This is a genomic window from Microcoleus sp. M2_D5 (assembly GCF_036701935.1).
Classification (GTDB): domain Bacteria; phylum Cyanobacteriota; class Cyanobacteriia; order Cyanobacteriales; family Microcoleaceae; genus Microcoleus.
On sequence record NZ_JAUBRP010000004.1, the window covers coordinates 143,706 to 170,023 of the forward strand.

Consider the following 26,318-nt stretch of genomic DNA (forward strand, 5'->3'; position numbering starts at 1 on the left):
GGTAGAAGGCACAAACAGTTTAGTCATTAGTCAGTAGTCATTGGCTGTTAGCGAATGACTACTGACTAATGACTAATGACTACTGACTACTGGCTAACTTAGATGTCCAAGTCGAGGAGGTTGAGTTTGGGGCCGTAGGTTTCGATGAATTCGCGGCGGGGGGCGACACGATCGCCCATTAAGATCGTAAAGATGCGATCGGCCTCAGCAGCGTCTTCAATCTCCACTCGTTTCAGCGTCCGAGTTTCTGGGTTCATCGTCGTATCCCACAACTGTGTCGGCATCATTTCACCCAAACCCTTGAACCGCTGAATGGTGTAGTTAGCATTCGCCGGAAATTCATTGCGGATGAGATTGTTCATTTCGCGATCGCTGTAACAGTAGTAATGATTGCGTCCCCGTTCCACTTTATAGAGAGGAGGACAAGCAATATAGATGTAACCTTGTTCTACAAGTGCCCGCTGATAGCGGTAGAAGAAAGTCAGCAACAGCGTGCGGATGTGAGCACCATCTACGTCAGCGTCAGTCATAATTACGATGTGGTGATACCGCAATTGACCCGGATCGAATTCTTCGCCTTTGATGCCCAAACCGAGGGCTGTAATTAACGACTGAATTTCGTTATTTTTGTAGATTTTGGCGTCGTCTGTTTTCTCAATGTTGAGAATTTTACCGCGCAAAGGCAGGATTGCTTGGAATTGGCGATCGCGCCCTTGTTTTGCACTGTTGTGGACAAAAATTCCCGCAGCTAATGCAAAGTTGTGACTGTTGGGCACTTCGATGTCGTAAACATCGTAGCGTTCCTCTACAGCTTCGATCTTGACAACGCGGTGGTTGTAATTCCGAACCGCTTGGCGAGCATATACTTCATCACCATTAAAGTAGCGATCGCAAAAACTCTCATACTTCAACAAACACTTATCTTTTTTCGTGCGGCGGTAGATATTGTAATAATCAACATCAATCCAGCCCATTTTCATCTCTACAGCCTTCAAAGCTTCAAGAGTTTTGCGGTAATAAGTTTCGTTCAAAGCTTCTTTACGTTTCTGGCGAAACTCCGGCGTCCACTGTTCCTTAGTTTTTTCGCGCCGCCACTCCAACAAATTCTCATCTTGCCACTGCTGTTTCGCAAATTGCGAATTAGTCTCCCGCGCTTCAGGATTGTTAGCAAAATGATTGCGAACCCGTTCCGACTGAGCCAAACGGTTTTCTTCGGAACTCCAATACTCTTGCTGCGCTTGGTTCAGCAGTTCATTATTTTGCTGGCGATAAGTTTCATCACTATCGTAAAACTCCCGCCACTTGCTCATCATGTAAGCTTTATACTCTTCATCTTCCCACTGAGCTTTCGCCTGTTCCGAAAGAATTTGTCGCGTTTCAGGCTGCCGCATCCGCTCTTTCATCATCGCCCGAAATTCATCGGTCATGTGAGCTTGACGGCTCTTTTCAATGACATCGGGCCTGTGCAAGGTTTTCTCAAGGTTCGCGCGGTGTAAAGCCAAGTGATCCTCAGCCGGCAATCGCTGAATATTTGTCGGATTGTTGTTGAGTTTATTGAAATCAACGTGGTGGCGGTGATTGCCCTCAGATGCTTGATAGACACCGTGTTTTAGGTTGTAAAAATCCGATAAAAGATGAGTGTAAATCCACTTATCACTGTTGGGATTCCAAACCATTTCGTAACCGTTAAGTCCCTGACCCTGTTTGTTTTTTTCCGACAACTTGCTGTGGAACGGCATTAATGAATCGAACGGTGTCAGCATGGCGGCTGCTTTGTAAGTGCCATCCCGCAACATAAATGGATGGTCGGGAGTGCAAATCAAAATTTCTCCGTTGTCCAATGTCAGCTTAATCACTTCAGCATTAGCTTTGGTCATCCGAGCGTTAGTAATACGCTCAAGTCCGATGTTTCCACTCTCTCTGACGGTGTAGCAAAAGTGTTCTTTGCCTTCAGCTTGTTCGTCAACTATCTGTTTGATAGTTTTTACTGAACCATCTGCTAATAATATATAAGTTTTTCCAATCCAACAGCCGCCCGCGGAATCGCCCTCGACCAGGTATATCTCAGACAGGGCGGGGTCTCTGGAGCTACAGTCCGCTAATTTTCCAGGCAAAGGAGACGATTCTAAGACGGATTTTCGGCGCACTAAATCGCGGGCGCGGCGGGCGGCTTCAGCGGCCTTAAATGCCTGAATTGCTTTTTCCAAAATAGCGTCAGCTACTTGGGGGCGAAACTCCAAATATTCTGTCAATACTTCGCCTACCAAGGAATCGACAATTCCCCGGACTTCGGTATTGCCCAGTTTAGTTTTAGTTTGGCCTTCAAATTCCGGGTCTGGGACTTTGACAGAAATCACTGCTGTCAAACCTTCGCGAACGTTTTCGCCCGCGAGGTTGGGTTCGTTTTCTTTGATTTTGTTGCGCTTGCGGGCGATCGAATTCATCGTCCGCGTCAAAACTGCCTTCAAACCTTCTAAGTGCGTGCCACCGTCGATCGTCCTAATGTTGTTAGCAAAACCGAGAACGTTGTCGCTAAAAGCATCGACGCACCACTGCAAAGCCACTTCTATCTGCACGTTGTTGCGTTCTCCTTGCACGTAAATCACTTCTTCGTGCAGAGGCTGCTTTTCGCGGTTCATGTAGGCGATATATTCCTTGATTCCCCCCTCGTAACAATAAGTTTCGACGCGAGGTTCGCTACTTTTGAGCAGTTCCAAACGGTGGTCGCTAAACGTAATTCTAACGCCCGCATTCAAGTAACCCAATTCTCGCAAGCGCGCGGCGAGTGTAGTGTAATCAAATTCAATGCCAGTGCTAAATATTTGAGTATCTGGCAAGAAAGAAACTGAAGTGCCGGTGCGATTGCCTTTGTTGGGCTTGACATTAAGTTCGGTAACTGGATTGCCTCTTTCGTAGCGCTGTAAATGTTCTTTTTGGTCGCGCCAAACTGTCACTTCTACCCACTCGGACAGCGCGTTAACAACAGAAATACCTACACCGTGCAATCCTCCAGAAACCTTGTAGCCACCACCGCCAAATTTACCGCCGGCGTGGAGTACAGTCATTACTGTTTCTATTCCCGATTTGCCAGTCTTGGCAACGATGCCGGTCGGAATACCCCGGCCGTCGTCTGTCACGGTAACGGAACCGTCGGCGTTGATGTCAATCTCGATGTGAGTGCAGTGGCCAGCCAGCGCCTCATCTATGGAATTGTCCACAACCTCGTAAACTAGATGGTGGAGTCCTCGCGGACCGGTGGTACCGATGTACATCCCCGGTCGTTTGCGGACTGCTTCGAGACCTTCGAGAACTTGAATCTGGTCGGCGCTGTAGCTGCTGGTCATACAAAAATAGCTCCAATAATGAGGTCTAAAGCCCCAAAAGCTTCTAAAATGGGAAAACTCCTAAAATTATAGCACAAAACCGTTAAAGGCGATGCTAGGGCTTTCTGAAGGGAAATTTATCGGGGGGAGGGAGGGGAATAGTTTTGAGATTGCTTGAGGACTGCCCAGCCAGATCGCGGTGAATCAGTGAAGGGAGAGAGGGGAAAGCATTGATATGAGAGGATTTGAGAGTTTTTATAGGAAATGTGCGACAGCTTATGCCTAGATTAATTACGATTTGCGGGGCGACGGCGACTGGGAAGTCTGGACTGGCTGTGGCTTTGGCTTCGCGACTGCAATCTTCGATTCTGAGTGCGGACTCTCGTCAAGTGTACCGCGAATTTGACATCGGAACCGCAAAACCGACGGCGGTCGATCGCACTTGTGTACCGCATCACTTAATTGACATCTGCGATCCGACAGAAACTCTGACATTAGCAGATTACCAACAGCAAGCTCAAAATTTAATAGCTGCTGTTGATTCTCCTCTGTTGTTGGTTGGTGGGACGGGCTTATATATTAAGTCGATCGTGCGCGGTTTGAAAATTCCGAGGGTAGCGCCGATGCCCGAATTGCGATCGCAACTTGCAGAACTCGGACAATCTCAATGTTACGCGATGTTGCAGCAAGTCGATCGGTCTGCCGCTGAGAAAATTCACCTCAATGACCCAGTAAGAACTTTAAGAGCACTGGAAGTATTTTATGTCACTGGTCGCCCTATTTCCGAACAGCAGGGCGAAAATCCTCCCAATTATCCTATTTTACAAATTGGGTTGGATTGTGAAATCGATGTTTTGGTCGATCGTATCAAACAGCGCACCGAACAAATGCTAGAACGCGGTTGGATGGCTGAAGTAGAATATTTGTGTAAAAAATACGGCTGCGACTTGCCACTGTTGAACACCCTGGGCTATCAGGAAATGAAACAATATTTGGCTGGCGACATTAAGCTTGAAGAAGCCAAAGAATTAACTATTTTGCACACGCGGCAATTTGCGAAGCGTCAGCGGACATGGTTTCGAGCCTATCCTGACATTGAATGGTTTGATGTTAGCATACCCGATTTGTGCGATCGAGTTTGGCGGAGGGTTGCAGAGTTTTGCGAACAATAAAGAGTTTTTTACCGCAGAGGGCGCAGAGGGCACAGAGAAAGAGTAAGGAGAGATGTAAGTGTTATTTTTAATTTGGCAAAATTTCTCTAATTCTTTGCCGAAACAAACGCACAGCAGCACGCTGTCCGATTGTTCGGCTTTGTTCTATGAAACCGGGAATTTCAGCAACGGGTAAAAAGGGAAATGCTAAACTGCGATCGCACATTTCATATTTCCCTTTCTCGTTCCCAGGATCTGCCTGGGAATGCCTGAATCCGAGGCTCAGCCTCGCACAAATAGGGATGCTGAGCCTCCGGATCTGCGTTCCTAGGCTGAGCCTGGGAACGAGGGGAAATCCGTCAATTAACTGTACAAACTCGCCACATATTCGCCGTAACCGTTATAGGGCAAAGTTGGGCGAGTTTCCCACGACCAACTGTTACCGGGGCCGACTATCCGTTCGCTGGCTTGCGACCATCTGGGGTGCGGCTTGTCGGGTTCGACATTTGCTTCAAAGGCGTATTCGTTGGGGCCGATTGTATTCCAAAAAGTTGCGGGCTGTTGTTCGACAAATTCAATTTTGACGATCGACTTTGCGCCCTTGAAACCGTATTTCCAAGGAATCACTTGCCGCAGGGGCGCACCATTTTGCTTTGGTAGCCTTCGGCCATACAAGCCTGTGGCAAAAAATGCTAAATCGTTGGCCATTTCTTCAATTCGCAGACCTTCAGTATAAGGCCAAGGATAAAATTGCGACATCAAACCGGGGCCGGGGGTAATTTTGGGGTCGTAAAATGAGGTGAAGCGAACGAATTTAGCGTTCGATTGCGGTTCGACATCGGCCATCAGTAATTTCATGGGAAATCCGACCCAAGGAACTACCATCGCCCAGGCTTCTACGCAGCGAAATCGATAAACTCGTTCTTCGATAGGAAATTTTTTGTAGAGGTCGTCAATATCATAAGTGCGGGGATTTTTTACTAAACCGCCTACTTCTACTTTCCAGTTTTCTGTTGGCAAAGCTTGAGCGGCTTGCCAAATAGATTTTGTGCCGCCGTATTCGTAAAAATTGTTGTATTTTGTCGCTAAGGCTTCGTCGGTAATTGCTCGATCGACTTTTGCAAAGTCGGGATTCCGGCTCAATTCCGAATATGCTTGGGTTGAGCTTTGATCCAGAGCAGTTTTTGAGCTAGCATTGCTTTGGCAGCCTGTCAGTGGCAGCAGGGCAGCAGTCACGCCTGCGCCGATTAAATTTGTCATGAAGCGGCGGCGGTTGAGAAAGGCTGTTTCTGGGGTAATTTGGGATTCGAGAATTTCCCAAGTTTTGGGTACGCGAATTAACGCCATAAGTAATAGTTAAAAGTTAGTAGTTAGTTGGGAAAAAATTGCCTAATTTTTAATCTTTTAGTCGATTTGACATGGGAAATTTGAAGTTTTAGATTCCCTCCATAGAACAAAGAATTGCGGATATTTTGCCAGCTCTCGCGATTGATTTGGTGCGATCGCACTGAAAATATTCGCAATCACAGTATAGCTTAATACGGTAACAACTGAGATATTGCACCATTCTAAAGAACAGGCTGGACGGCCTGTTCTTTAGAATGATTTTCTTGTGGGGTGGGCATCCTGCCCGCCCGTACGATCGACATATTAAACCTCGCTCGCAGGAAAGTCAGCAATTATTTACGCGCGATCGACGGCAGCAATTGTGGCGAAAATCTGGGAAACAATTATGATCGAGCAAAGATTCCAATTATTTAATTTGTCCACAGGAAGCGGCACGCACCGCCCCGCTTTCCTCCCCCACCAGCAATAATGTCGGACGGGGGTCTCCAGCGGAAAGACAAATGAGTTACTGCATAAATCCCCATTGCCAGAAGCCCCAAAATCTCGATCGCGCGACAGTATGCAAAAGTTGCGAGTCGAACTTGCTGCTAAAAGGCCGCTACCGAGTCTTTCACACCCTCGGTCAAAGTCTCAGTTGCCGCACCTTCTTAGCAGTCGATGAAGACCAACCTTCCCAACCCCGCTGCGTCATTCAACAGTTCTGCGCGCCTGCTGCAGGTTCCACACAGGAAAACTGGGCATTTCGCCGCTCGGCCTCAGTTATCGACAAGTTGGGCCAACATCCCCAAATACCGAAACTGCTGGCATCTTTTGAACTCGAAGACTGCCAGTATTTAGTGCAAGAATACATCGAAGGCCGCAATTTAGCCGATCGGCTTTCAGAAAAAGGTGTTGTTAAAGAAATTCAAATTTGGTATCTGCTGAGCGAATTGTTGCCAGTCCTCCAATTTGTTCATGAAAATCAACTGATTCACGGAGATATCAAACCGTCGAATATTATTCACCGCAAAAATCCCCAAGCATCCCCAGCTTGGGCAGGAAAAGAGGATTTACATTCCGTGTCTCAGGAAAGTTCCTCTGGGCTAGTTTTAGTCGATTTCGGCGCGGCAATTCGGGCTAATAGTGGCCCGCTCAAAACAGAAACGGTGACAGGTTCTGCAGAATACGCGGCCCCGGAACAAATTAAAGGCCAAGCGATTGAGAGCAGCGATATCTACAGTTTGGGTGTCACTTGCATTCACTTGTTAACGGGAATGTCGCCCTTTGATTTGTTTGACATCAAGTCCGAAAGTTGGGCCTGGAGACATTATTTGAAAGTACCAGTTTCGGCGCGACTCGGCCGCATTCTGGATAAAATGGTGCAGCGAGAACCATCAAAACGCTATCGATCGACCGAGGCAATTCTCACAGATATGAATTACGGCCCGGCACCGGCACAAGTGATTCTCAGCAAACCCAAGTGGAGTTTGGCCATGTGGGGAGCAAGTACGGTTGCCCTGCTGTCCGTAGTGCTGGGTTCTCGCTTGCCATCTCCTGCACCGCAGGCTTTCACTTCTAGTAAGCCTGTTTCTAGCATTCCCGAAATTCGGTTCAATCCGCCCCCGATGCAGAATTTCAGGGGTGAGGCATCGCCGTCAGCGCCGGCAGTGCGGACTCTGGCGGATCTAGACAAAAATCCGGTTTGGACGGTCGCAGTTGCTCCCCAGGGCCGCGCGATCGTCAGCGGGAATAACGACGGTACAATTCACTTGCGGCACAAGCGTCACGGCAAGCTGCTCAAGGTTTTAGCCGGACATTTGGGGCCTGTGTGGTCGGTGGCTGTCAGTCCCGACGGCAGGACGATCGCCAGCGGCGGCGTTGACGGTACGATTAAATTGTGGAATTTCTATTCTGGCAAGTTAATTCGGACTTTGGACGGACACACAGACGGCGTGTTCTCGGTGGTTTTCAGTCCTGATAGCCGGACTGTGGCCAGTGTCGGTAAGGACAAAACTTTGAAGTTGTGGCAAGTCGAAGGCGGGGCCGAGTTGGAAACTCTCAACCGGGTTTTTGACGAGGTGCAGGCGGTGGCTTTCAGTCCCGATCGAGAAACTTTGGCGATCGGCAGCAGCGACGGTAAGATCAACCTGTGGAACTGGCAGACTGGGGAATTCAAAGAAACTCTTTGGGGTCATTCTGAGGCGGTTTGGTCTCTGGCCATCAGCCCGGACGGTCAAACTCTCGCCAGCGGCAGTTGGGACAAGACGGTGAAGCTGTGGGATATCAGCGCAAATAATCAGTTCGGACAGCCCAACGGTTCTCTGCTACGGACTTTGAGCGGCCATTCCGACAAGGTTAAGTCCTTGGCTTTCACTCCCGACGGAGACCAACTCGCCAGCGCCGATTTGAGCGGCACTATCAAGCTGTGGCGCATGAGTTCCGGCGAAATGGCGGGGACGCTGAAGGGTCATTCTACCTGGGTGGATTTAGCTTTTAATCCTCAAGACAAAACTCTGATCAGTGGCAGTTTTGACGACACGATTAAGGTGTGGCGACTGTCTCCTTAATTTTTTCGATCGCCCGTTCGATCGATTTTTGAACAGCTAGGGCGATCGAACATTCAGTTAATTGATATATCAACACTTCGGACAGTTTCAAGGCTGACGCATGGGGTGGCGAGAAACCCGGTTTCTATGAGTTTTGCTAACAGGAACAAGAAATATAGTCAGCAACCGGGTTTCAGATAATCAAGAGTGCGTCCAGAAATTTGCTGACTTTTATCTTGCTTTAATCGGGGTTCGCTGAAACCTCTATGCTACGGTTGGGAATCAAAAACTGTCCGAACTGTTGGTACAAAAACCAATTTAAAATATCAAATAGTCAGAATATTGCTAGAAATCGCGGTTGCTAACTAACATTTGTGGTAAAGTAGTTTCGGCTGTTAAACTAAAATCTATGACCGCAAATTCCGAGTTAGCAGAGCAGTATTTGTCAGGGGGCGATAGCCTTCAGAAATCAGGAAAGCTTGAGGAGGCGATCGCTCAATATCAAAAAATACTAGCCCTCAAAACGGATGAGGCTGTTGCACTCAACAAGATAGCAGAAATTTATTATACGCAACAGAAATATGTAGAGGCGATCGCCTCCTGTTACCAAGCACTTCGCCAGCAACCCAATTTCGCCGCCGCCTACAAAACTCTAGGCAATATCCTGCAAGCCCAAGGCAAAATAGAGGCGGCGATTCGCGCCTACTCCAAGGCGATCGAATTCGATCCTAATTTTGTCGAAGCCTATGTTAACTTGGGCAGTATGTTTTACAAACAAGGCCGGCTTGATGACGCCATAACTTACTATCAAAAATCTATCGTTATTCAACCAGATTTAGCCGTCGCTTATTGGAATTTAGGCAAAAGTTTGGAAGAGCAAGGTCGAATCAATGAAGGTTTATTTTATCAAAAAAAAGCTCTAAATTTACAGCCGGAGTTAGAAGCGAGAAGCAATTTAGTAAAAAGTAACACTTACTGAAGAGGAATGTTATAGTCAAAATAATTCAATCATTAACCATGCAAGCTGGCTCGACATGGAAATTAACCCGAATCCGCTGGAATTGCTAACGGCTAAAGTACGAGAAACTGTTGCCGATACCCAAAACTTAGCCAACGAAATCGCTGCAAAATTTGAGGAAAGTGCAACTGTATTAACGGCGTGGGTACAATCAGCGCCAAGTTCAATGGTTAGTGCCGGGGCGATCGCCACTCAAGAAGCTTTTAAAATAGCACATAACATCCGTTTTGAGAACCTGCCAAGAAATCTGCAAATCAAATTTGCTAGGGCTGGGATGCGTGACGGAATGCGAAATGTGCAAGAAGCAGCAAAAGTATTTGAATCCATACCAGCCCAAATTCGCGCCCAAGGCCCGGAAGCAATTCGCAACTTCTGTCAAGATAAAGATTGGAGTCACATCCAAGCGCACGTCAATGGAGGCCCAAGCGAAGCTGCTAACGGGATTTTTGAATATTTTTGGGTGAATCGTGCTCGCGGTGGTGCAGACATGACTGCTGCTGAATTAGCAGTCGCTAAGCAAGTTTTAGCGGATGCAGCGTTTAAAGCAGCAGTTGCCGAAATCGTGGGGGCTGCAATGAAAGGGGCGATCGCCGCTGCAGTAATTGAGTTAATATTTTCTATCTTAGAAAATTCGCTATTGTGCGTGGAAGGGAAAATTACCCAGTCAGAGTTAGTCGAAAAAGTCGCCACTGCCACCGCCAAAGCTGGGATTGCTGGCGGTGTTGTTACTGGCATTCTGTTAACACTGTGCATGATATTTCCCCCTATTGCCGCGCTTTTAGGTGCCGCAGCGATGCCCTTGGCGGTTGCAGGTATTGGTTTTATGGGAATTCGCGCCTGGGAAATCTTTTGTCACGGCGATCGACTATTTGGTATTACTCAACAAACACAAAAATTTCTGGGGATGACTGAACAGTTGATAGTTGACAGTTGACAGTTGACAGTTATGATACCCGAATCAAACTGTTTGTGAAGCGCGGATTTAAGACTCTATTCATGATAGTTATTTATGTCCGCACTTTTGGGTGGCGGTTGCTTGTAGCAACATTTTTATAGGATTGGGAAATATAAATAGTATGGATTCAGTAGCAAAAAGTCAAGATCAGCAGCATCCGCAATACAAGCGCGATCGAGCCAGTGTCAATACTTTATTAGCAGGAGAAGCAACCGAATACAATTTATCGGAATTAGCAAGATTAATAATTCGCTACCGAGGATTTCCCGGCGCTAGAGATATCCAATCAGACTTAAAAAAAGTCCTGCAAAAATGGAATCATACCGAAGAAACTCTTTATGAACAAACCCGTAAAATTCACGCTAAAGGTGAAGTTTATAGAAAGCAAAAAAGCGATCAAGAAGATTGGCTTTAATCTCAAATCTGCAACTTCCAGGAAGAGCCTGGAAGCAACAGTTAACAGTCAACTGTCAACAGTCAACTGTCAACAGTTAACTATTTTCAAACCATCTCTGGCGAAACTTGCATTGCCGGCTGCGGCTGGAACTGGAACAGCGAATAAACCACATTGCGGCGGATATCCGTCATCATGTCCAAAAACAGCTCGTAACCTTCAGTTTTGTACTCGATGAGCGGATCTTTCTGCCCGTAACCGCGCAGCCCTACAGACTCGCGCAAAGCATCCATTTGTTGCAAGTGTTCCCGCCACAAAGTATCAATTTGCTGCAAAATAAAGAACCGTTCCGCATCTCGCATCAATTCAGCTCGGATTGCATTAACTTCCGCTTCTTTCATGTCGTAAGCATTGCGGACTTGTTCGTGCAGGAATGTTTTAATTTCCTCAACTGACAAATCTTCTAGCTGATTAGGTGTCATGTCAGCGAGCAGATAAACAAATTCCTTCACCTTGCTGACAAGTTTGTCGAGTTCCCATTCTTCCGAAGGTAAATCGGGATTGATGTATGCTCCCACGATGTCATCCATCGTCTGTTCGGCATATCTAATTACCTGTTCCTTCGAGTCCAAACCTTCCAATACTCGGCGGCGTTCCGCATAGATTGCTCGACGCTGATTGTTCATCACTTCGTCGTATTCAAATACCTGCTTGCGGATATCGTAATAGTAGGTTTCGACTTTTTTCTGAGCGCCTTCGAGGGAACGAGTCAGCATTCCAGATTCGATCGGCATATCTTCCTCCACACCGAAAGCCTTCATCAAACCGGCCACCCGTTCGCCGCCGAAAATCCTGAGCAAATTGTCTTCCAAACTCAAGAAAAATCGCGTAGAACCAGGGTCTCCTTGGCGTCCCGCCCGGCCGCGCAACTGATTGTCGATCCGGCGCGATTCGTGGCGTTCTGTACCGATGACGTGCAAGCCTCCCAACTGCACGACTTCATCGTGTTCGGTGCTGGTAAAAGCATCGTACTCTTTGCGAGTTAAATTGTAAGCTTCCCGCAATTTTTGAATTACCGGGTCTTTGGTCGGCGCTTTTTCCGAAGCTATAGCCACGATATCATCGGCTTGCAATTCCGAGAGCGATCGCTCCCCGTACTCCTTCACCGCCAATTCCACTGCCGCTTTGAGCATTTGCTCGGCATCTTTCGATAGCTGCGTCGGGAAAATCTGCGCCGAAGCTTTCCAAGACTTTACCTTTTTCGCAGTTTGACCAAAACCTTGAGGTGCGGGGCGGCCGCCAATACCGGGTACTTGCACCAGCGAAAACCCGTCCTCATCTTCGGGTTGCACAATCCGGGGCATAAAATACTCCCGCAACTTGAGGCGCGCCATGTACTCAGAATTACCGCCCAAAATAATATCAGTACCGCGTCCCGCCATGTTGGTCGCGATCGTCACAGCGCCTTTTCGTCCGGCTTGAGCGATAATTTCCGACTCCCGCTCCACATTTTCCGGTTTAGCATTAAGCAAATTGTGAGGAATTTTCCTCTCCTGCAGCAACCGCGACAGCAACTCCGACTTTTCCACACTCGTAGTGCCCACCAGCACCGGCCTACCGATCTCGTGCATTTCCCCGCATTCTTGGGCGATGGCATTCCACTTCCCAGCCTCCGCCTTGTAAACCATATCCGAAAGGTCTGTGCGGCTGGTAATCCGGTTAGTGGGAATCAGCGTCACTTCCAGTTTGTAAATCTTCTCAAACTCGGTCTCTTCAGTCTTTGCCGTCCCAGTCATCCCCGACAGCTTCGGATAAAGCAAAAAGAAATTCTGATAAGTAATTGTCGCCAGCGTCTGAGTTTCCGGCTGAATTTCTGCCCGTTCCTTCGCTTCGATCGCCTGGTGCAAACCGTCACTCCAGCGCCGTCCCGGCATCACCCGCCCGGTAAACTCATCCACAATCACCACTTCGCGATCGGCATTGACGATGTAGTTAATATCCTTAATAAACAATTCCTTCGCCTTAATCGCATTAAAAATGTAATGCGCCCAAGGGTCAGCCGGGTCGTACAAATCCGTAACGCCCAACAACCGCTCAGCTTCACCAAAGCCTTCATCGGTCAATAGCACATTCCGAGCCTTTTCGTCAACCTCGTAATGTTCTTCATTTTCCTTTCTCAGAGCAGCCGCCACATCAGCCGCCCGGATGTACTTCTCGCTGGGGCGTTCCACCTGGCCGGAAATAATCAGAGGTGTCCGCGCCTCATCAATCAGCACCGAGTCAACCTCGTCAATCACGCAGAAATTAAAAGGACGCTGCACTACATCTTCCATGACAGTAGCCATGTTGTCGCGCAAATAGTCAAAGCCGACTTCGCTGTTAGTGGCGTAGGTAATATCGCAGTTATAATTTTTCTTGCGTTCCACCTGATCCATGCCCTGCTGAATCAATCCCACAGTCAATCCCAGGAAGCGGTGTACCTGTCCCATCCATTCCGCGTCCCGCCTTGCGAGATAATCGTTGACGGTGATGATGTGTACGCCTTTACCGTTGAGGGCGTTGAGGTAAGCCGGCAGCGTCGCCACCAAAGTTTTGCCCTCACCGGTTTTCATTTCGGCGATTTGACCTTTGTGCAGGATAATGCCTCCGAGGAGTTGGACATCAAAGTGGCGCATTCCTAAAACCCGTTGTCCTGCTTCCCGCACCACTGCAAAAGCCTCCGGCAAGATTTCGTCTAGGATCTCTTTCTCTTCGTTGAGAGATCTAGCTTTTGCCAGACGTTCTTGAAACTCCGCTGTTTTGCCTCTGAGGCCGTCGTCTGAGAGTGCGCGGATGTCTTCTTCCAAAATATTGATATCAGCTACCCAAGGCTGAAATTTTCTCAGTTTGCGCGCGTTGGGATCGCCTAGCAGATTTTTAAACATGGCAGGAGAGGCAGATTTTTAATAATTTAGCTATTAGCTTCGGGGGTTAGGGGCTGTAGTGTGACCCACAACATATCCCTACCCGATTGTAGCAAGCATTGGCTCTGCTCAGAGGTCGTTGGGGGCGATCGCTCGATTTTGGGTTTGCCGCTGGTGAGGAAAGCGCTGCACTCCTAGCTTCGACTTCAGGTGGCAAAACTATATTGCATGGCGTTTGAGAATATGATTGTTGATTCTATTATGGGCGATCGGTCTTTAGTTAGATTGGTTAGTATAGGGGCGATCTTTTCCATCCATGTCTTCTGTGATGGTTGGAGCTGAAAGCGAAGGTAATGTTAGTTGGAGGTGAATGTCAATTGTTATGGTATGAGTTTGATTATTCAAACCTATGTTAACTATGTTTACTAACGGAACTTGGGGTGAATAATTGCTTGAGTGAGATTTAACAGAGGGCGTAGTTTTATATCCAGCTTCCTCTAGGCAGTTGTGAATATTTCTCCAGTTGCTTACCTTTTCGTTAGGTACATCTGTAATTCTTTTAAAGTATTGATATAAAGTTTTAGATATATAAACCTCAACACCTTTACGACTTTGATGGAGTTGGCTAGCTATTTCAGCAGGACTGTGGCCGCAGAGCAAACCTCGGAGAAACAGCTTTTCCCGTTCTGTAAGTCCCTTTCTGGCACGAGGAGATACTTGCCACTTGGCTTCTGCCATAGCTTTGTAGAGCCTTTTCAAGTCCCAGTTATTCGCAGCCTCAGCAAACATCTCGTCGCTAGATGTCATTGCAATATGTCTCGCTTAGTTGATAGCTAGAGCCTAACTAAAGTTATAGCTTTGGCTAGTTGCTATCTGAGTATACTTAGTTTATCATTCCAGAAAGCAATGCGGCGATCGCTCTGCTTTCAAAAAATAGAGCTGTTTGTCAAGAGCTTAGGGTGCAGATACAGCAGCGGTTAATCGGCTAGTGTAAAGATTTGTAACAATACGCCAAGTTTTGCGTAAAAATTCGGGATAGAAGCCGAATACATAGATATAGGAGCAAGATGTTGCTTGGTGCGGGACTGAGTTGGTACTGGATGCTTAGGCATTGCGGTATCTGTTTGCGGTGCGTGCGATCGGGCAACTCCGCTTTTTTGTACCAAAAATTTAACGGATAGTAATATGAATAATTATGATGACCATATACAATTTGCCGAGAATGTAATTGAGAGATCGCAACTGCCGGAATCCCAAAAAGGTGAGTTACATCAGCTAATACAACGAATTCAGCAAAGACAAAACGACCCCAATCTTTACTTAGCAGTGATTGGAGAATTTTCCAGTGGTAAAAGTACATTTATTAATGCTTTAATTCGTGATAATTTGCTGAAAACATCAGCCTTAGTAACAACTGCTGCTGCTACTAGACTACGCTATAGTGAAGAAATTAACATAGAGATAAATTTTAGGGAATTACCAGAAATAATTAGAACGCAATCAAATTGTGGAACAACTATTATATCATGTCTTGTTGGATTTCTTCAAAAATTAGGTTTTAACTTAAATACAATAACGGCAGTTGAAAATCTTTTGGATCGTTACATGACTCCTATATTCAATTCCCTTGATGGTTCAAATAATCTTACAAAGATAATTACCTCTGAAGATATTAGGGCTAAGGGTATAGATATTAGGGAGTTTATTAACAAAGTTACATCTGAGGAGGCAATTGCTAAAGAAGTTGAAAAAATCGATATTACTCATCCAGCCACTTTTTTGCAAAATAACATTGTGATTATTGACTTACCAGGTACTAATGCTCCCAATACCAGACACGCACAAGTTACGCGAGAAGTTGTGGAAAAAGAAGCTGATGTTGCTATTATCATAATTCCTGCCACACAGCCTTTAACTGATAGTTTAGCAGAATTCCTCACAGCTACCATACGTCCTTATCTACACCGCTGCATATTTGTTGTCAGTCGCATGGATCAAATTCGCCAGAAAGAACATAATAGAATGTTGGCTAATGTACGAGACAGATTGGTGGATCAACTAGAAATTAATCCTTCTAGGTTGTATTCATGTTCTGCTCAAGTTGTTATGGATGATGTCGAAGTGGAGCAGCATCGAGTAAATAACCCGGATTTTTGGATCGAGCAATTCACGCAAGTGCAAGTTGAAATCATAGAGCGTTTACACTCTGAACGAAGGGCGATTATTAGTGAAAGTATCCAAGGTTTATTTGGTCAGCTATTTGAACATATTAAAAATCATTTACAAGCTCAATGGAATCAATATAGACAAAAAGAAGCACAAATTCAAAGTGAAACAATACAAGACTTGGAATCCTTTAAAAATCAACAATATAGAGAGTGTATCAGCATGATCGATAGAGCTAATACTAGAACAGAAAATACAATTAATGATTGTATTGAAAGCTATAGAGATCGAACTCTCTCTATAGTACGAGATGCTATTTTTAGTGCAAGTGATTGGGACGAACTAAAATATGTTGTTAATACTAAAGTTGAAACAATTTTACAAGAACAACAAAACTTACTGAGTAGCAGTATTCAAAGCGAATGCCGTAACCTTTCTCAATCTGCACAAGAAGCAGGGCAATATTTTGATAAAAAATTTACGGAAGTGTATCGGAGCTTGCAAGCACTGGGTGGGCGTGTTGAAACTAATTCGGTATTCTCAAGTAGTAGTATTTCTATCAATACTTATTCAGTTATTGCTTCTGCCCAAGAACTCAACAGTTCAAATTTTGGTAATGCGATGTCAGGCTTTTTTTCTCGTGCATTTCGTGGCTTGCTTGACGGTCGTAAGGAAAAGATTTTAAATGAAATTCGCCCTAAGTTATATAGTTGTTTTACTGAAATTAAAACACAGGTACAACCAACAGTCAAAAAAGATGCAGATCATATCAAAACAGCTATCAATCAGCGGATTAATGCTTACATTACTCACTACAAATCCGTTGTTGATAGTATGTTAAACGAACAAAAAATGGAATTGCAGCGATTAACACAATTGCAAGCAACCATTCAATCTGACTTAGCCGATATCGAACGAAGGCGACTGCAAATAAGAGTCAACTCAAATTAAACTCTTAAATCAGTTACTTGACTCTCCGATCTCGCTAATTCAACCTTATCTAATAGTCAAAAGGAGACTACCATGAACTCTAACGATCGACAATATCAGTTATTTCAACAAAGACGTAACGCCCTAGCTGTTTTGGTGAAGCAGCAAATAGATGTGTTACATTCTCTTAATATGACGGAAACAGAAGCAACTATCCGTCAATTAGAAGAGCGCATTTTAACCGATAGTTTCAAAGTGCTTGTGGTGGGCGAGTTCAATCGAGGAAAAAGCACTTTTATTAATGCTTTATTGCGACAAGAAGTCCTCCCTGCGTATTCAACGCCAACTACCGCAATCATTAATGAAGTTAAATGGGGGGATAAACAGAAAGCGATGCTATATTACAAAAAGCCTGCTTCTGGTTCACCACGATCGCCCCAGGAAATACCTGTGGAAAAAATTGAAGAATGTGTTGTGATTAATAACTCTGACAGAAAAGAAGCTAAAGAAAGTCCCTATGAAAAGGTGGAATTATTCTGGCCTTTAGAACTTTGTCGCAATGGTGTAGAAATTATTGATTCTCCTGGATTAAATGAGAACGAAGTCCGCCAGCAAGTCACGGTTGAGTATTTATCAAGAGTGGATGCCGTGCTTTTTATTCTATCTTGCGAACAACTCGGTCCTTCAATTTCTGAACAGAAGATGATCGAATTGTTGAGTAATTGCGGTCATGAGGATATCTTTTTTATCTGCAATCGCTTCAATGATATTCGCAAAAAAGAAGAGCAAGAGCGAGTCAGACAACATGGCTTATCTCAGTTTGGAAATCTAACCAAACAAGGAACCAGTGGTATCTTTTTCATCACGGCTGTGGATGCTTTGGAAGGTTATTTAGAAAAGGATGTGAATCGGATTAAGGACTCTGGTATAGAACTTGTAGAGCAAGCACTAGCAACATTTTTAGCTAAGGAAAGAGGGCGGGTGAAAATTGTCCGTTCAGAAAAAGTCTTCCGAATGTCTATTGAGGAGTCCCGAAAAATCATTCCTCAGCGAGAAGCTATGCTGAGAACAGATTTGCAAACTTTGGAAAAACGCTATGCTGATGCTCAGGAGTCATTGCGATCCCTAGAAAAGGAGCGTGAAAGCATAGTTAAACGGATATCGAACTTCCGCGAAGATATAAAAGAGTTAGTTAGAGGAAAAGCTCGGGATCTTCTCAATGAAGTTGGTGACAAAGTTGATGTCTGGGTGAGTCAATATACCATCCAAGAAAGTGTAAAACTATTGTCGAAAGATATCTTCAATATGGAATCCGCGGCTAAAAGAGTTGTCGAAGAGGTGACTCACTCTCTTTCTGGAAAAGTAGAGAAGGAGTTTACTGAGTGGCAACGTCAGAAATTACAGCCGTTTTTAGGAAGTCGCTTGGACGATCTATTCCATGAATTAGAAGACAAGGCCGGCAAGTTTTTCTCGGATTTAGAGCGAGTGCGTGTTGAGGTTTCTGGAACTAAGATATCCCAACTAGATGTAGAGGTAGAAGATACTAAAATTTCTCCTATTAATCGCATTCTCTCTGGTATTGCTGGTTTTGTATTTATGGACTATGGTTCAGCCGCCATAGGAGGGTTATTTGGCTACAAGGAAATGCTCAAAAGTCTGATTCCTCAAATTGCTACTGTTGGCGTGACTTACTTGATTGTTGGACTCAATCCTTGGGTGTTAATTCCAGCAATATTTGCTAGTAGTTCACTACAAGCCTTAATTAAGGTTAACGGGATTAACGATAAGGTCAAACAACAAGTAGGTAAAGAATACAAAGCTACATTGCTAGCATCAAACCAGTCCAATGAAGTAGCTAATGCTGTTGCGGCTAAGATTAAAGAAATTGAGAACGGTGTAGATGGAGGGCTGGGTAACGAAATTCAAAGTGTTCGGACTCAAGTTAACTCTATTCTGGCTGAAAAGCAAAAAGGTCAAGCTAATGTTGACCAAAAACTTCGAGAGTTAAAGTTGCTCTCGGATCAATTAAATGCTATTGATGGGGAACTGAATGAGTTAATGAGACAAGTTGCTCAGATGTAGCAGTTTTTTGTTTTTCCCAGAGCGATCGCCCTTTTCCCCTAATAACCATGCATTGCGATCGCCTTTCCCATGCCGAATCCCAAAGGGTGATCGCTCCTTCTCATCCCGCATCTCAAAAGCGATCGCCCTTATTTTATTGACTCGCGCACATATTCAACTTGTTAACATGATAACATATCAGCAGAACAGGTGTACGATCGTGAGAATATAAAAATTGGAGGAAACCTAAATGGGAAAAAGTACAGAAGTTCCAGCCAAGCGACACGACCCAAATTACATACAGCTATCGGGAGATGTCCGAAAAGAACTAGGACTTCAGTTTAAAGCTGCGTGTACTCTCAAGCAGCTAAATATAGGAGAAGGGTTGGAAGAGGCGATCGAGATATGGTTTCAGGCTCAGCAAGCCCCCTCATCCAGCAACAGCAGCAAACAGGGGGACGAGTGAGAGATCCAGATCGGGAAAAAGAAGAGCTTGGCAATCCCATCAACGAACCCGTACAAGCGTATAACCTAAAAGAAGCGAAAAAGAAATGCCAACAGCTAGCAACTGAATATGAACGGTCTCTTGCAGATGTTCGCCCTGAAGGCAAAGCCTGGTTTCGCTGCTACTTTCAGTGAGGGAAAAGACATGAAAATTCGAGAATCAGTTGGTCAAAGTGTATGGAACAATTCTGAGGGTTGGTGCTGCGAGCCTCTTGACCCCATACCGCCCGGTCATATTGCCCTAGCAGTTGAAGCGATCGATCTTAATCTTGTAGACTGGGATATCGAAGAAATTGGCGAAAAAGCAGGTTTTGATATTCAGTACAAATACACGGGAGTGAATGACCCGAAAGATGAATCTTTAGCTTGCGTTAGTCAGTTTGTTGGCATCTATGAAGACTGGTCAAAGCTCGATCGCGATTTATCAGCTTTGATTGCAGCCGGCATCCCGCGTCATTTATTCAAAATACTGACTGATAACGATGATATAGATTTGAAGCCTGTAACGCAATACCTCAAAGCAGTTTCATAATGTTTTGGGTGTAGCAATTGTTTCTTTTTCCGAAAGTACGATCGCCCTTATTCTCCGAAAGTGCGATCGCTCTTTCATCAATCAATAAAAACTTCTGAGTTTGAACTACAAGTCTAAACGTGATAAGCAGTAAGACTGTGAATTGTTCCCGGATAACTTTCTTCTGGCAAGATGCCTGTTACACAAGAAATCAATGTTTTTGTGGGCCGTAACATCTCAGACCAGATTAAATAACCCTAGTTTGAAACAGGCCTGGGCACTTCGTAAGTCAAAAAGTCATAGGCCATTTTCGTATTCGGAAAAATTGCCTGCGCCTCCTTGAGCAAATCATCCAGGACGATCGCATTTCCCGGAGCGTAACGCGGGCTAAAATGCGTCATAATTAACTGTTTCGCCCCAGCGATCGCAGCCACTTGAGCCGCCATTGTCGAAGTTGAATGCAGGCGATCGAACGCCATTTGAGCATCTTGATGAGCAAAAGTAGCTTCATGAACCAACAAATCAGCGTCCTTCGCTAATTCCACCGCCCCGTCACAAAAAACCGTGTCGGTACAGTAAACAAACTTCCGCCCGACTCGATCCGGGCCACAAAAATCAGTACCTTTAAACTGTCGCCCGTCCGATAACTTTACCGTCTTTCCTTGTTTTAATTGACCGTAAAGCGGCCCCCAAGGAATACCCGCAGCCTTCGCTTTTTCTACATCAAAATGTCCCGCACGGTCTTTCTCAGTTACTCGATAACCAAAAGCAGTAACTCGGTGCTTCAAAGGGCCGCAGCTAACAATATATTCGTCATCTTCATAGATGACTCCCTCGTGAATTTTGTGTACCTTCACCGGGTAAGAAAAATGAGTTTGAGAATAACGAACGCCAGCTTGCAAATATTCTTCAAGTCCCGGAGGCCCGTAAAGATCGATGCGCTTGACATTCCCGGCCAAACCGCAGCTAGCCAGCAAACCCATTAAGCCGAAAATATGGTCGCCGTGCAGGTGAGTGATGAAAATGCGGCTTAGTTGGCTGACTTTGAGGTCGCTGCGGAGAAACTGGTGCTGAGTTCCTTCGCCGCAGTCAAACAGCCAGAGTTCCGCTCGCTGGGGCAAGCGGAGGGCGATGCTGGAAACGTTGCGCGATCGCGTGGGTACGCCGGAGCTAGTTCCGAGAAATGTAATCTGCAAGAGTCAAATCACCTCAATTAAGTCTTAAAAAATATGTTACATATATCCAGAGTGCGGCTGATCCGACATACAGGAAATAGTCGCAGGCAGGAACCGGGATAAATCGCTGTTCCTGGGAACATCTACTTGCTAAAATCATTTTCGACAAGCGCACAGAGTGCCAAACCCAATTCTAACGTTTTCTTTCTTTCGTTCCTCTTCCTTTTTCCCGACCCCCAGCTTCCCCTTAAAACTTGTCAAACATATACAGCATAAAAGGAAAATTTTCAAATGCAGTCAGGAGTATTTTTTGGTTCCGTTTTTTCGACATTAAAAAAACGCTACTTTTGGATTTCGCTGTTGTTTTGGCTGGTAATGGTAGCCCCAGCCCAGGCCGCGCTGATCTTGCGAGTGGCGGTACAAGACGGGGCAAGTCAGGTAAAAGTCGGCAGTTCTACTAAGGCTGCAATCCGCGACGGTAGCGGGCGCAATTTGGGCGAACTGGCGGCAAACAGTTCTCAGTCGGCTCAATTTCGATCGGGAACAGTGGCAATTGGTCGCTGGGCCGCCAACCAAGTTTGGATCGAGCCGACGGGAAATGGTTATGTTTGGATTGGCGATCGTTGGTATCGGGGACGCACCCTTCTAGTTCCCCAAAAAGGAGGCTTGACTGCCATCAACTACGTCAATATCGAACAATATCTCTACAGCGTTCTCGGCGCCGAGATGAGTGGCAATTGGCCTCAAGAGGCTTTGAAAGCCCAAGCAGTCGCCGCCCGTTCCTACGCTATCCACCAGCGCCTGAAAAGCGAAACCGACCTTTACGACGTGGACAGCACTCAGTATTCGCAGGTTTACAAAGGATTGCAAACAGAATCTTCTGGCACTTATTCCGCAGTCGATGCAACCGCCGGTCAAGTTCTGGCCTACAACGGTCAAATTATTTTAGCCGCTTTCCACTCTGCGTCTGGGGGACATACTGAAAATGTCGAGGATGTTTGGACGGAACCCCTGCCTTACCTGCGTGCTGTTCCTGACTTCGACCAAGGGGCGCCGGTTTATCAATGGAAAGAAAATTTTTCTCGCGCTCAAATCAGCAGTAAGATTTCTGGCGTGGGCAATGTGATCTCGATGAAGCCAGAACGCACTACCGCTCACGGCAGCGTTTTGAGGATGAAAGTAGTCGGAGATGGCGGTTCTAGGGTCATGACAGGCGCAGATTTACGCCGGGTTTTAAATTTGAGGAGTACGCGGTTTACCGTGATCCCTCAGTATGCGGGCGGTGGGAACCCAAGGAACAGTGGCCAAGCTCCTACCGGTTTTCAAGTTGCTGGCAAAGGTTTCGGCCATGCTGTAGGAATGAGTCAGTGGGGAGCCTACAATTTGGCCAGGCAAGGATACGGCTACCAGCAGATTTTGTTGCACTATTACCGGGGTGCTACTTTGGCTAGAATTGCAGTCCAGTAACTGCTGGGAATGGGGAAGAAAGAAGTTCGGCAACGAGCAATGTACGGGATGTAACGGATATAACGGATGTCAGGAAGAAGGAATAAGGAATAAGGAAGAAGGGAAAAACAGCTATTCCTGTATTCGTAACTTCCGTGTTCTGAATACAGGGAATTGGGAATTGGGAATTGGGAACTTGTACAGCCCTTCGACTACGCTCGGGAACCGCGTAGTTGCACACCAGGAACCGCGTGGCCGAAGTATTGGAAATTGGGAATTGGGAATGACTAATGACTGATGACTGATGACTGATGACTGATGACTAATGACATTAAGGATTGCTATGCAAAAGTGGGAGTATTTATTTGTGGATGCGAATATGTATCCTTTTGGAAACAAGCTGATTAGTTTATATGTAAACGGTGAAGAACAGCGAGATTGGAAACAAGGCTCGCTGCATCTATTTGTCAACCATTTGGGGGAGGAGGGATGGGAACTTGTGGCTCTGGATCACGACTCGAAGTATGACCAAAATTGTTTGATTTTTAAACGCCCTAAGCTTATTTAATAAAACTCGGATCGGAAAAACTTTTGACATCCATAAAGATGGATATTTTCCAAAATTCTTAGCAACGAGCTAACAGCCCGTTCCCCAACAAAGATATTTTATTGTGGAACAGGCATCCTGCCTATTCTTGAAAAGAGTTCAAGATTTTACCGCAACCTAACTTAACAACAAAAAACTGTTTTTTTCATTAGTATTACAAGTTGTTCGAGCGATCGATCCGGCGCTGCCATTCGGCATCTATTTTGGCTGACTGTTCTAGTTCTTGTTGGGTTAATTCTGTTTCTGTGGTATAAGCTAAGTCTTCTCCAGTCAGAAGGTTTTCTGCTGCAAATTCCCGGGCGTAGGCTAGTTTTTTGAGCAAGTTGGCGTCGGGTTCGTTTAATAACATTGCTCGCTGCTGACGCTCTTGATTGCGGGATTCTATCCGGCTATTTTTCCACTGAATCCAGAAGTAGCGAATTAAAGGAATTGCGAGAAATCCGACGCCGTAAATCAGGATGGCGGGATAAACAGCGCTGACGAAACCGATAAATCCACCTGCGATTAAATTATTAGTTAATAGATTCCCCAAAACTAACGCACCGACAAGATTGACGGCCCCTAACCCGGCTGCCAGCATGATTTGACCGGAACTGGCGTTGCTGAAACGCCACAGCATTTCTCGCAAATAAGCTGCTACTGGTTGAGGATTTTTCTGAACGGCTGTGGTTTGCAATTGCGGAAAATGGTAAATTATTTGCCCTTCGGGACTGACTTCGGGGCGGCCGTCAAAACGGGCGAGAGCCGGTAACATATATTCTTCGTATTCTCGGCTGTATCCTTGTCCGAGATTGTCTAGATATGGGGCAATTTGTTCGGCGGCGACGGCACCTCGGTTGTTGCGAATTGCGGTGGCAATATCGCTCCATTTGCGCTCTTCTAAATTGTTATTGGGGTTGCCGTCTCCAAAGATAAAGGAGAAAACTGCTTCCAGAAAACTCATCTGGGGTTTTTGGCCAGTTAAGCGCGATCGCGGATGGTAGTATGGTTGGTCATGGTTCCAGTAAAATATCCAGATTAAGTCGTTCCAGAAGTAGGGAAAAAAGGAAAAGCCGCCGCCTCTGCTGCCCCCGCCACCACCGTCTCCTCCTCCGCTGCCGCTGTTATTGCTATCGCCGCTGGAGAGTAAAATCGTGATAGCAACAAAAATTAAGAGGATAGAAGCTACCAGCACTATGCCGAAAGATATCCGAATCAGGTAAAATAGAACGCGCCAGATTTTTTGCCACCATTCCTGCAACTGCAAGCGCAAGAATTTGTTTCGCAAAATATCTCTAAAGTTCTTGGGAAATAGGTAGGCGATGTCGCCGGATTCTGCTACTTGCAGGTTGCCGCCTGCTTCGGAGGCGAGGGTTAACAGTTCTCGCTGGGCAAAATTGACATCTAATCCAGCTTTTGCCGCCACGTCTCCAACCGTAACGCGGTAGCCAAGTTGTTCGACGGCTTGCATAATGGTGGGATTCGGAGCCATAGGTTTCTCTCTGTGAAAATTACCCGGTTATTTTTATTATATATTGCGGGAATTCGAGCTGGTTTTGGCGATCGAGTTTATGATTTTTTTGGAGGATGCCCTTGACTTTGGGGCAAAATATTGCTAGTGTTTTGCCGAATAACTTTTAAGTATGGGCTAAACTTGGATAGCTTAATAAAACTTTGTGATTAAATTTCTCCTCGGCATTTGCTTTTGCTTGTTTGCTCTGAGGGTCAAGGAGGGGGGATTATGGGTACAGTTAGTAAGGTACGGTGTGCGATCGCCCGTTGGCATTAGTTTTCGCGATCCGAAGGAAAGCCATCGAAGAAGAGAGGATGGCCCCTGCACCCTCCAGCAAAACTTTTCCCTTCGGGGCGGGTTTTTGTAAGTTTTGTGTAGAGTGCGAGAGATATGTTAAAGAAATATAGTTTTTTTGCCAGTCTTGCAAGACTTATATAAAATAGATAGAGCTTGCGCGGGTGTTAAACCCAAGGGCGTGTTTTAAGGTTCGCACTTGCGATCGACTAAACTTTTTAGCGCCCTCAACACAACGGCCCACTACAACAGTGGCGCAATTATTAATAGCAAAACTTTACAGGCTAATTTTTCTGATTAGCCACTAACCAAAGAATCGCATATGCCAAGAACTCAACGCAACGATAACTTTATTGACAAAAGTTTCACGGTAATGGCTGATATCATCCTGAAGATTATGCCGGCCAAAAAGCAGGCGAAGGAAGCTTTTGCTTATTACCGGGATGGTATGTCAGCTCAAGCAGATGGCGAATATGCTGAAGCGCTGGACAATTATCATGAAGCGCTGAAGCTGGAGGAAGATCCTTACGATCGCAGTTATGTCTTGTACAATATGGGACTGATCCATACTAGCAACGGCGAACACGATAAAGCTTTGGAATATTACAGCGAGGCTTTGGATCTCAATCCGAGAATGCCACAAGCGCTGAATAATATTGCTGTAATTTACCACTATCAAGGGGAAAAGGAAAAGGAAGCTGGCAATATTGAAGGGGCGGAAGGGCTGTTTGATAAAGCTGCGGATTATTGGAAAGAGGCTATTCGCTTGGCCCCAAACAATTACATTGAAGTGCAAAATTGGCTGAAGACGACAGGCAGATCACAAATTGATGTGTATTTTTAACTAGGATGGGTATGGGCATGGGGAATGGCATAGTTAGTAGTTAATAGTTGGTAGTTAGTCGTTTCTCTAATAACAAATAACCAATTTCCAATTGCCAATTCCCAATGCCCAATTCCCAATGCCAAATGCCCAATTCCCAATTCCCAACTACAGATTTTTATGATTGACAGAGAAGAAGTTCGGAAAGTAGCGAATTTAGCGAGATTGGAATTAACGCCAGAAGAAGAAGAGCAGTTTACTGGTCAACTTAACGGTATTTTGGATTATTTCGAGCAGTTGAGTGAACTAGATACGAGTAAGGTGCAGCCGACTACGCGGGCCATCGATGTTAGTAACGTAATGCGATCGGACGATTTGCAACCTTTTGCTAAGGGAGAGAGTATTTTGGAGGGAGCTCCCGATCGCGATGGGGAGTTTTTTAAAGTGCCTAAGATTATGTAGGGTTCCCGCTACGCACCTATAGCCTTTCGATCTCTCATATGAGGTACGAGTGGGCATCGGGCATCGGGCATACCTCACCACGATTGAGAACGGCTATAACTGAGGAAAATCTATGCAGGGGCGGGCTAGCAATGCCTACCCCAAAAGCAGATTAAATTAACTGTCGAACAGGTAATAAGGAATGAGAATTAAATAAAATCCACTTTTCATGTTTGTTGTGGGATGGGCGTC

22 protein-coding genes are annotated in these 26,318 nt (G+C 45.6%); 14 read left to right on the top strand and 8 right to left on the bottom strand.

The window, feature by feature from the left end; all coding sequences use genetic code 11:
• Nucleotides 1-98 precede the first annotated feature (98 nt).
• Nucleotides 99-3,344 (bottom strand): DNA topoisomerase (ATP-hydrolyzing) subunit B, encoded by a 3,246-nt coding sequence (gene gyrB, locus QUA50_RS03100; protein ID WP_333259092.1) that lies wholly within the window; start codon nucleotides 3,342-3,344, stop codon nucleotides 99-101.
• Between the two features lie 257 nt (nucleotides 3,345-3,601).
• Here gyrB and miaA point away from each other — a divergent pair, with 257 nt between their 5' ends.
• Complete coding sequence (gene miaA / locus QUA50_RS03105) at nucleotides 3,602-4,495, top strand: tRNA (adenosine(37)-N6)-dimethylallyltransferase MiaA (protein WP_333259089.1); 894 nt, start codon at nucleotides 3,602-3,604, stop codon at nucleotides 4,493-4,495.
• A gap of 67 nt (nucleotides 4,496-4,562) precedes the next feature.
• Here miaA and QUA50_RS03110 read toward each other — a convergent pair whose 3' ends face one another.
• Nucleotides 4,563-4,700, bottom strand: a complete 138-nt coding sequence (locus QUA50_RS03110; protein WP_333298765.1) for a hypothetical protein — start codon at nucleotides 4,698-4,700, stop codon at nucleotides 4,563-4,565.
• A gap of 137 nt (nucleotides 4,701-4,837) precedes the next feature.
• Nucleotides 4,838-5,821, bottom strand: a complete 984-nt coding sequence (gene msrP, locus QUA50_RS03115) for a protein-methionine-sulfoxide reductase catalytic subunit MsrP (protein WP_333259086.1) — start codon at nucleotides 5,819-5,821, stop codon at nucleotides 4,838-4,840.
• Nucleotides 5,822-6,321: 500 nt separating this feature from the next.
• On the opposite strand from msrP, the gene QUA50_RS03120 reads away from it, so the two are divergent.
• The 4 genes from QUA50_RS03120 to QUA50_RS03135 all read left to right on the top strand — a co-directional run bounded on the left by QUA50_RS03120 (nucleotide 6,322) and on the right by QUA50_RS03135 (nucleotide 10,734).
• Nucleotides 6,322-8,367 carry a serine/threonine-protein kinase gene (locus QUA50_RS03120; protein WP_333259084.1) on the top strand — a complete coding sequence of 682 codons (2,046 nt, stop codon included), beginning with the start codon at nucleotides 6,322-6,324 and terminating at the stop codon, nucleotides 8,365-8,367.
• A gap of 388 nt (nucleotides 8,368-8,755) precedes the next feature.
• Entirely contained in the window at nucleotides 8,756-9,325 is a 570-nt protein-coding gene (locus tag QUA50_RS03125; protein WP_333259081.1) for a tetratricopeptide repeat protein, read from the top strand.
• Nucleotides 9,326-9,380: 55 nt separating this feature from the next.
• A complete protein-coding gene (locus QUA50_RS03130; RefSeq protein WP_333259079.1) occupies nucleotides 9,381-10,298 on the top strand; it encodes a hypothetical protein in 918 nt (305 codons plus the stop codon).
• A gap of 142 nt (nucleotides 10,299-10,440) precedes the next feature.
• Entirely contained in the window at nucleotides 10,441-10,734 is a 294-nt protein-coding gene (locus tag QUA50_RS03135) for a DUF3288 family protein (protein WP_333259076.1), read from the top strand.
• A gap of 86 nt (nucleotides 10,735-10,820) precedes the next feature.
• Here QUA50_RS03135 and secA read toward each other — a convergent pair whose 3' ends face one another.
• Together secA and QUA50_RS03145 are read right to left on the bottom strand one after the other, a co-directional pair.
• Nucleotides 10,821-13,637 carry a preprotein translocase subunit SecA gene (gene secA / locus QUA50_RS03140; protein ID WP_333259074.1) on the bottom strand — a complete coding sequence of 939 codons (2,817 nt, stop codon included), beginning with the start codon at nucleotides 13,635-13,637 and terminating at the stop codon, nucleotides 10,821-10,823.
• A 255-nt stretch (nucleotides 13,638-13,892) separates the two neighbouring features.
• On the bottom strand, nucleotides 13,893-14,423 hold the full coding sequence (locus QUA50_RS03145; protein ID WP_333259070.1) for a LuxR C-terminal-related transcriptional regulator: 531 nt from the start codon (nucleotides 14,421-14,423) through the stop codon (nucleotides 13,893-13,895).
• A 378-nt stretch (nucleotides 14,424-14,801) separates the two neighbouring features.
• On the opposite strand from QUA50_RS03145, the gene QUA50_RS03150 reads away from it, so the two are divergent.
• The 5 genes from QUA50_RS03150 to QUA50_RS03170 all read left to right on the top strand — a co-directional run bounded on the left by QUA50_RS03150 (nucleotide 14,802) and on the right by QUA50_RS03170 (nucleotide 19,809).
• Nucleotides 14,802-16,733, top strand: coding sequence for a dynamin family protein (locus tag QUA50_RS03150; protein ID WP_333259067.1), 1,932 nt, complete (start codon nucleotides 14,802-14,804; stop codon nucleotides 16,731-16,733).
• A 72-nt stretch (nucleotides 16,734-16,805) separates the two neighbouring features.
• A complete protein-coding gene (locus QUA50_RS03155) occupies nucleotides 16,806-18,794 on the top strand; it encodes a dynamin family protein (RefSeq protein WP_333259064.1) in 1,989 nt (662 codons plus the stop codon).
• A gap of 229 nt (nucleotides 18,795-19,023) precedes the next feature.
• The gene (locus QUA50_RS03160) at nucleotides 19,024-19,239 is read left to right on the top strand and encodes a hypothetical protein (RefSeq protein ID WP_333248520.1); all 216 of its coding nucleotides are present in this window, start codon (nucleotides 19,024-19,026) and stop codon (nucleotides 19,237-19,239) included.
• Nucleotides 19,236-19,412, top strand: a complete 177-nt coding sequence (locus QUA50_RS03165; protein ID WP_333248518.1) for a hypothetical protein — start codon at nucleotides 19,236-19,238, stop codon at nucleotides 19,410-19,412. Before QUA50_RS03160 ends, QUA50_RS03165 begins: the two co-directional genes overlap by 4 nt.
• Nucleotides 19,413-19,422: 10 nt before the next feature.
• A complete protein-coding gene (locus tag QUA50_RS03170) occupies nucleotides 19,423-19,809 on the top strand; it encodes a hypothetical protein (protein ID WP_333259062.1) in 387 nt (128 codons plus the stop codon).
• A gap of 236 nt (nucleotides 19,810-20,045) precedes the next feature.
• On the opposite strand, the gene QUA50_RS03175 is transcribed toward QUA50_RS03170, so the two are convergent.
• Nucleotides 20,046-20,984, bottom strand: coding sequence for a ribonuclease Z (locus QUA50_RS03175; RefSeq protein ID WP_333259060.1), 939 nt, complete (start codon nucleotides 20,982-20,984; stop codon nucleotides 20,046-20,048).
• 270 nt (nucleotides 20,985-21,254) lie between these two features.
• Here QUA50_RS03175 and QUA50_RS03180 point away from each other — a divergent pair, with 270 nt between their 5' ends.
• Complete coding sequence (locus tag QUA50_RS03180; RefSeq protein WP_333259056.1) at nucleotides 21,255-22,430, top strand: SpoIID/LytB domain-containing protein; 1,176 nt, start codon at nucleotides 21,255-21,257, stop codon at nucleotides 22,428-22,430.
• A 304-nt stretch (nucleotides 22,431-22,734) separates the two neighbouring features.
• Entirely contained in the window at nucleotides 22,735-22,977 is a 243-nt protein-coding gene (locus tag QUA50_RS03185; protein WP_333259054.1) for a hypothetical protein, read from the top strand.
• A 193-nt stretch (nucleotides 22,978-23,170) separates the two neighbouring features.
• Here the strand turns inward: QUA50_RS03185 and QUA50_RS03190 are convergent, their stop codons facing one another.
• Together QUA50_RS03190 and QUA50_RS03195 are read right to left on the bottom strand one after the other, a co-directional pair.
• Nucleotides 23,171-24,487, bottom strand: a complete 1,317-nt coding sequence (locus QUA50_RS03190; RefSeq protein ID WP_333259052.1) for a hypothetical protein — start codon at nucleotides 24,485-24,487, stop codon at nucleotides 23,171-23,173.
• A gap of 259 nt (nucleotides 24,488-24,746) precedes the next feature.
• On the bottom strand, nucleotides 24,747-24,935 hold the full coding sequence (locus QUA50_RS03195; protein ID WP_333298764.1) for a hypothetical protein: 189 nt from the start codon (nucleotides 24,933-24,935) through the stop codon (nucleotides 24,747-24,749).
• Nucleotides 24,936-25,124: 189 nt separating this feature from the next.
• Between QUA50_RS03195 and QUA50_RS03200 the strand changes: the two genes are divergently transcribed.
• Nucleotides 25,125-25,646 carry a photosystem I assembly protein Ycf3 gene (locus QUA50_RS03200; protein ID WP_333039118.1) on the top strand — a complete coding sequence of 174 codons (522 nt, stop codon included), beginning with the start codon at nucleotides 25,125-25,127 and terminating at the stop codon, nucleotides 25,644-25,646.
• Between the two features lie 159 nt (nucleotides 25,647-25,805).
• Complete coding sequence (gatC, locus tag QUA50_RS03205; RefSeq protein WP_006635952.1) at nucleotides 25,806-26,087, top strand: Asp-tRNA(Asn)/Glu-tRNA(Gln) amidotransferase subunit GatC; 282 nt, start codon at nucleotides 25,806-25,808, stop codon at nucleotides 26,085-26,087.
• Nucleotides 26,088-26,318 lie beyond the last annotated feature (231 nt).

Coding starts and splice junctions, on each gene's coding strand:
- gatC (WP_006635952.1), top strand. CDS start 25,806: ATGATTGACAGAGAAGAAGTTCGGAAAGTAGCGAATTTAGCGAGATTG.
- QUA50_RS03150 (WP_333259067.1), top strand. CDS start 14,802: ATGAATAATTATGATGACCATATACAATTTGCCGAGAATGTAATTGAG.
- QUA50_RS03120 (WP_333259084.1), top strand. CDS start 6,322: ATGAGTTACTGCATAAATCCCCATTGCCAGAAGCCCCAAAATCTCGAT.
- gyrB (WP_333259092.1), bottom strand. CDS start 3,344: ATGACCAGCAGCTACAGCGCCGACCAGATTCAAGTTCTCGAAGGTCTC.
- QUA50_RS03125 (WP_333259081.1), top strand. CDS start 8,756: ATGACCGCAAATTCCGAGTTAGCAGAGCAGTATTTGTCAGGGGGCGAT.
- QUA50_RS03190 (WP_333259052.1), bottom strand. CDS start 24,487: ATGGCTCCGAATCCCACCATTATGCAAGCCGTCGAACAACTTGGCTAC.
- QUA50_RS03200 (WP_333039118.1), top strand. CDS start 25,125: ATGCCAAGAACTCAACGCAACGATAACTTTATTGACAAAAGTTTCACG.
- secA (WP_333259074.1), bottom strand. CDS start 13,637: ATGTTTAAAAATCTGCTAGGCGATCCCAACGCGCGCAAACTGAGAAAA.
- QUA50_RS03160 (WP_333248520.1), top strand. CDS start 19,024: ATGGGAAAAAGTACAGAAGTTCCAGCCAAGCGACACGACCCAAATTAC.
- msrP (WP_333259086.1), bottom strand. CDS start 5,821: ATGGCGTTAATTCGCGTACCCAAAACTTGGGAAATTCTCGAATCCCAA.
- QUA50_RS03155 (WP_333259064.1), top strand. CDS start 16,806: ATGAACTCTAACGATCGACAATATCAGTTATTTCAACAAAGACGTAAC.
- QUA50_RS03145 (WP_333259070.1), bottom strand. CDS start 14,423: ATGACATCTAGCGACGAGATGTTTGCTGAGGCTGCGAATAACTGGGAC.
- QUA50_RS03180 (WP_333259056.1), top strand. CDS start 21,255: ATGCAGTCAGGAGTATTTTTTGGTTCCGTTTTTTCGACATTAAAAAAA.
- QUA50_RS03135 (WP_333259076.1), top strand. CDS start 10,441: ATGGATTCAGTAGCAAAAAGTCAAGATCAGCAGCATCCGCAATACAAG.
- QUA50_RS03170 (WP_333259062.1), top strand. CDS start 19,423: ATGAAAATTCGAGAATCAGTTGGTCAAAGTGTATGGAACAATTCTGAG.
- QUA50_RS03110 (WP_333298765.1), bottom strand. CDS start 4,700: ATGTGCGATCGCAGTTTAGCATTTCCCTTTTTACCCGTTGCTGAAATT.
- miaA (WP_333259089.1), top strand. CDS start 3,602: ATGCCTAGATTAATTACGATTTGCGGGGCGACGGCGACTGGGAAGTCT.
- QUA50_RS03130 (WP_333259079.1), top strand. CDS start 9,381: ATGGAAATTAACCCGAATCCGCTGGAATTGCTAACGGCTAAAGTACGA.
- QUA50_RS03185 (WP_333259054.1), top strand. CDS start 22,735: ATGACATTAAGGATTGCTATGCAAAAGTGGGAGTATTTATTTGTGGAT.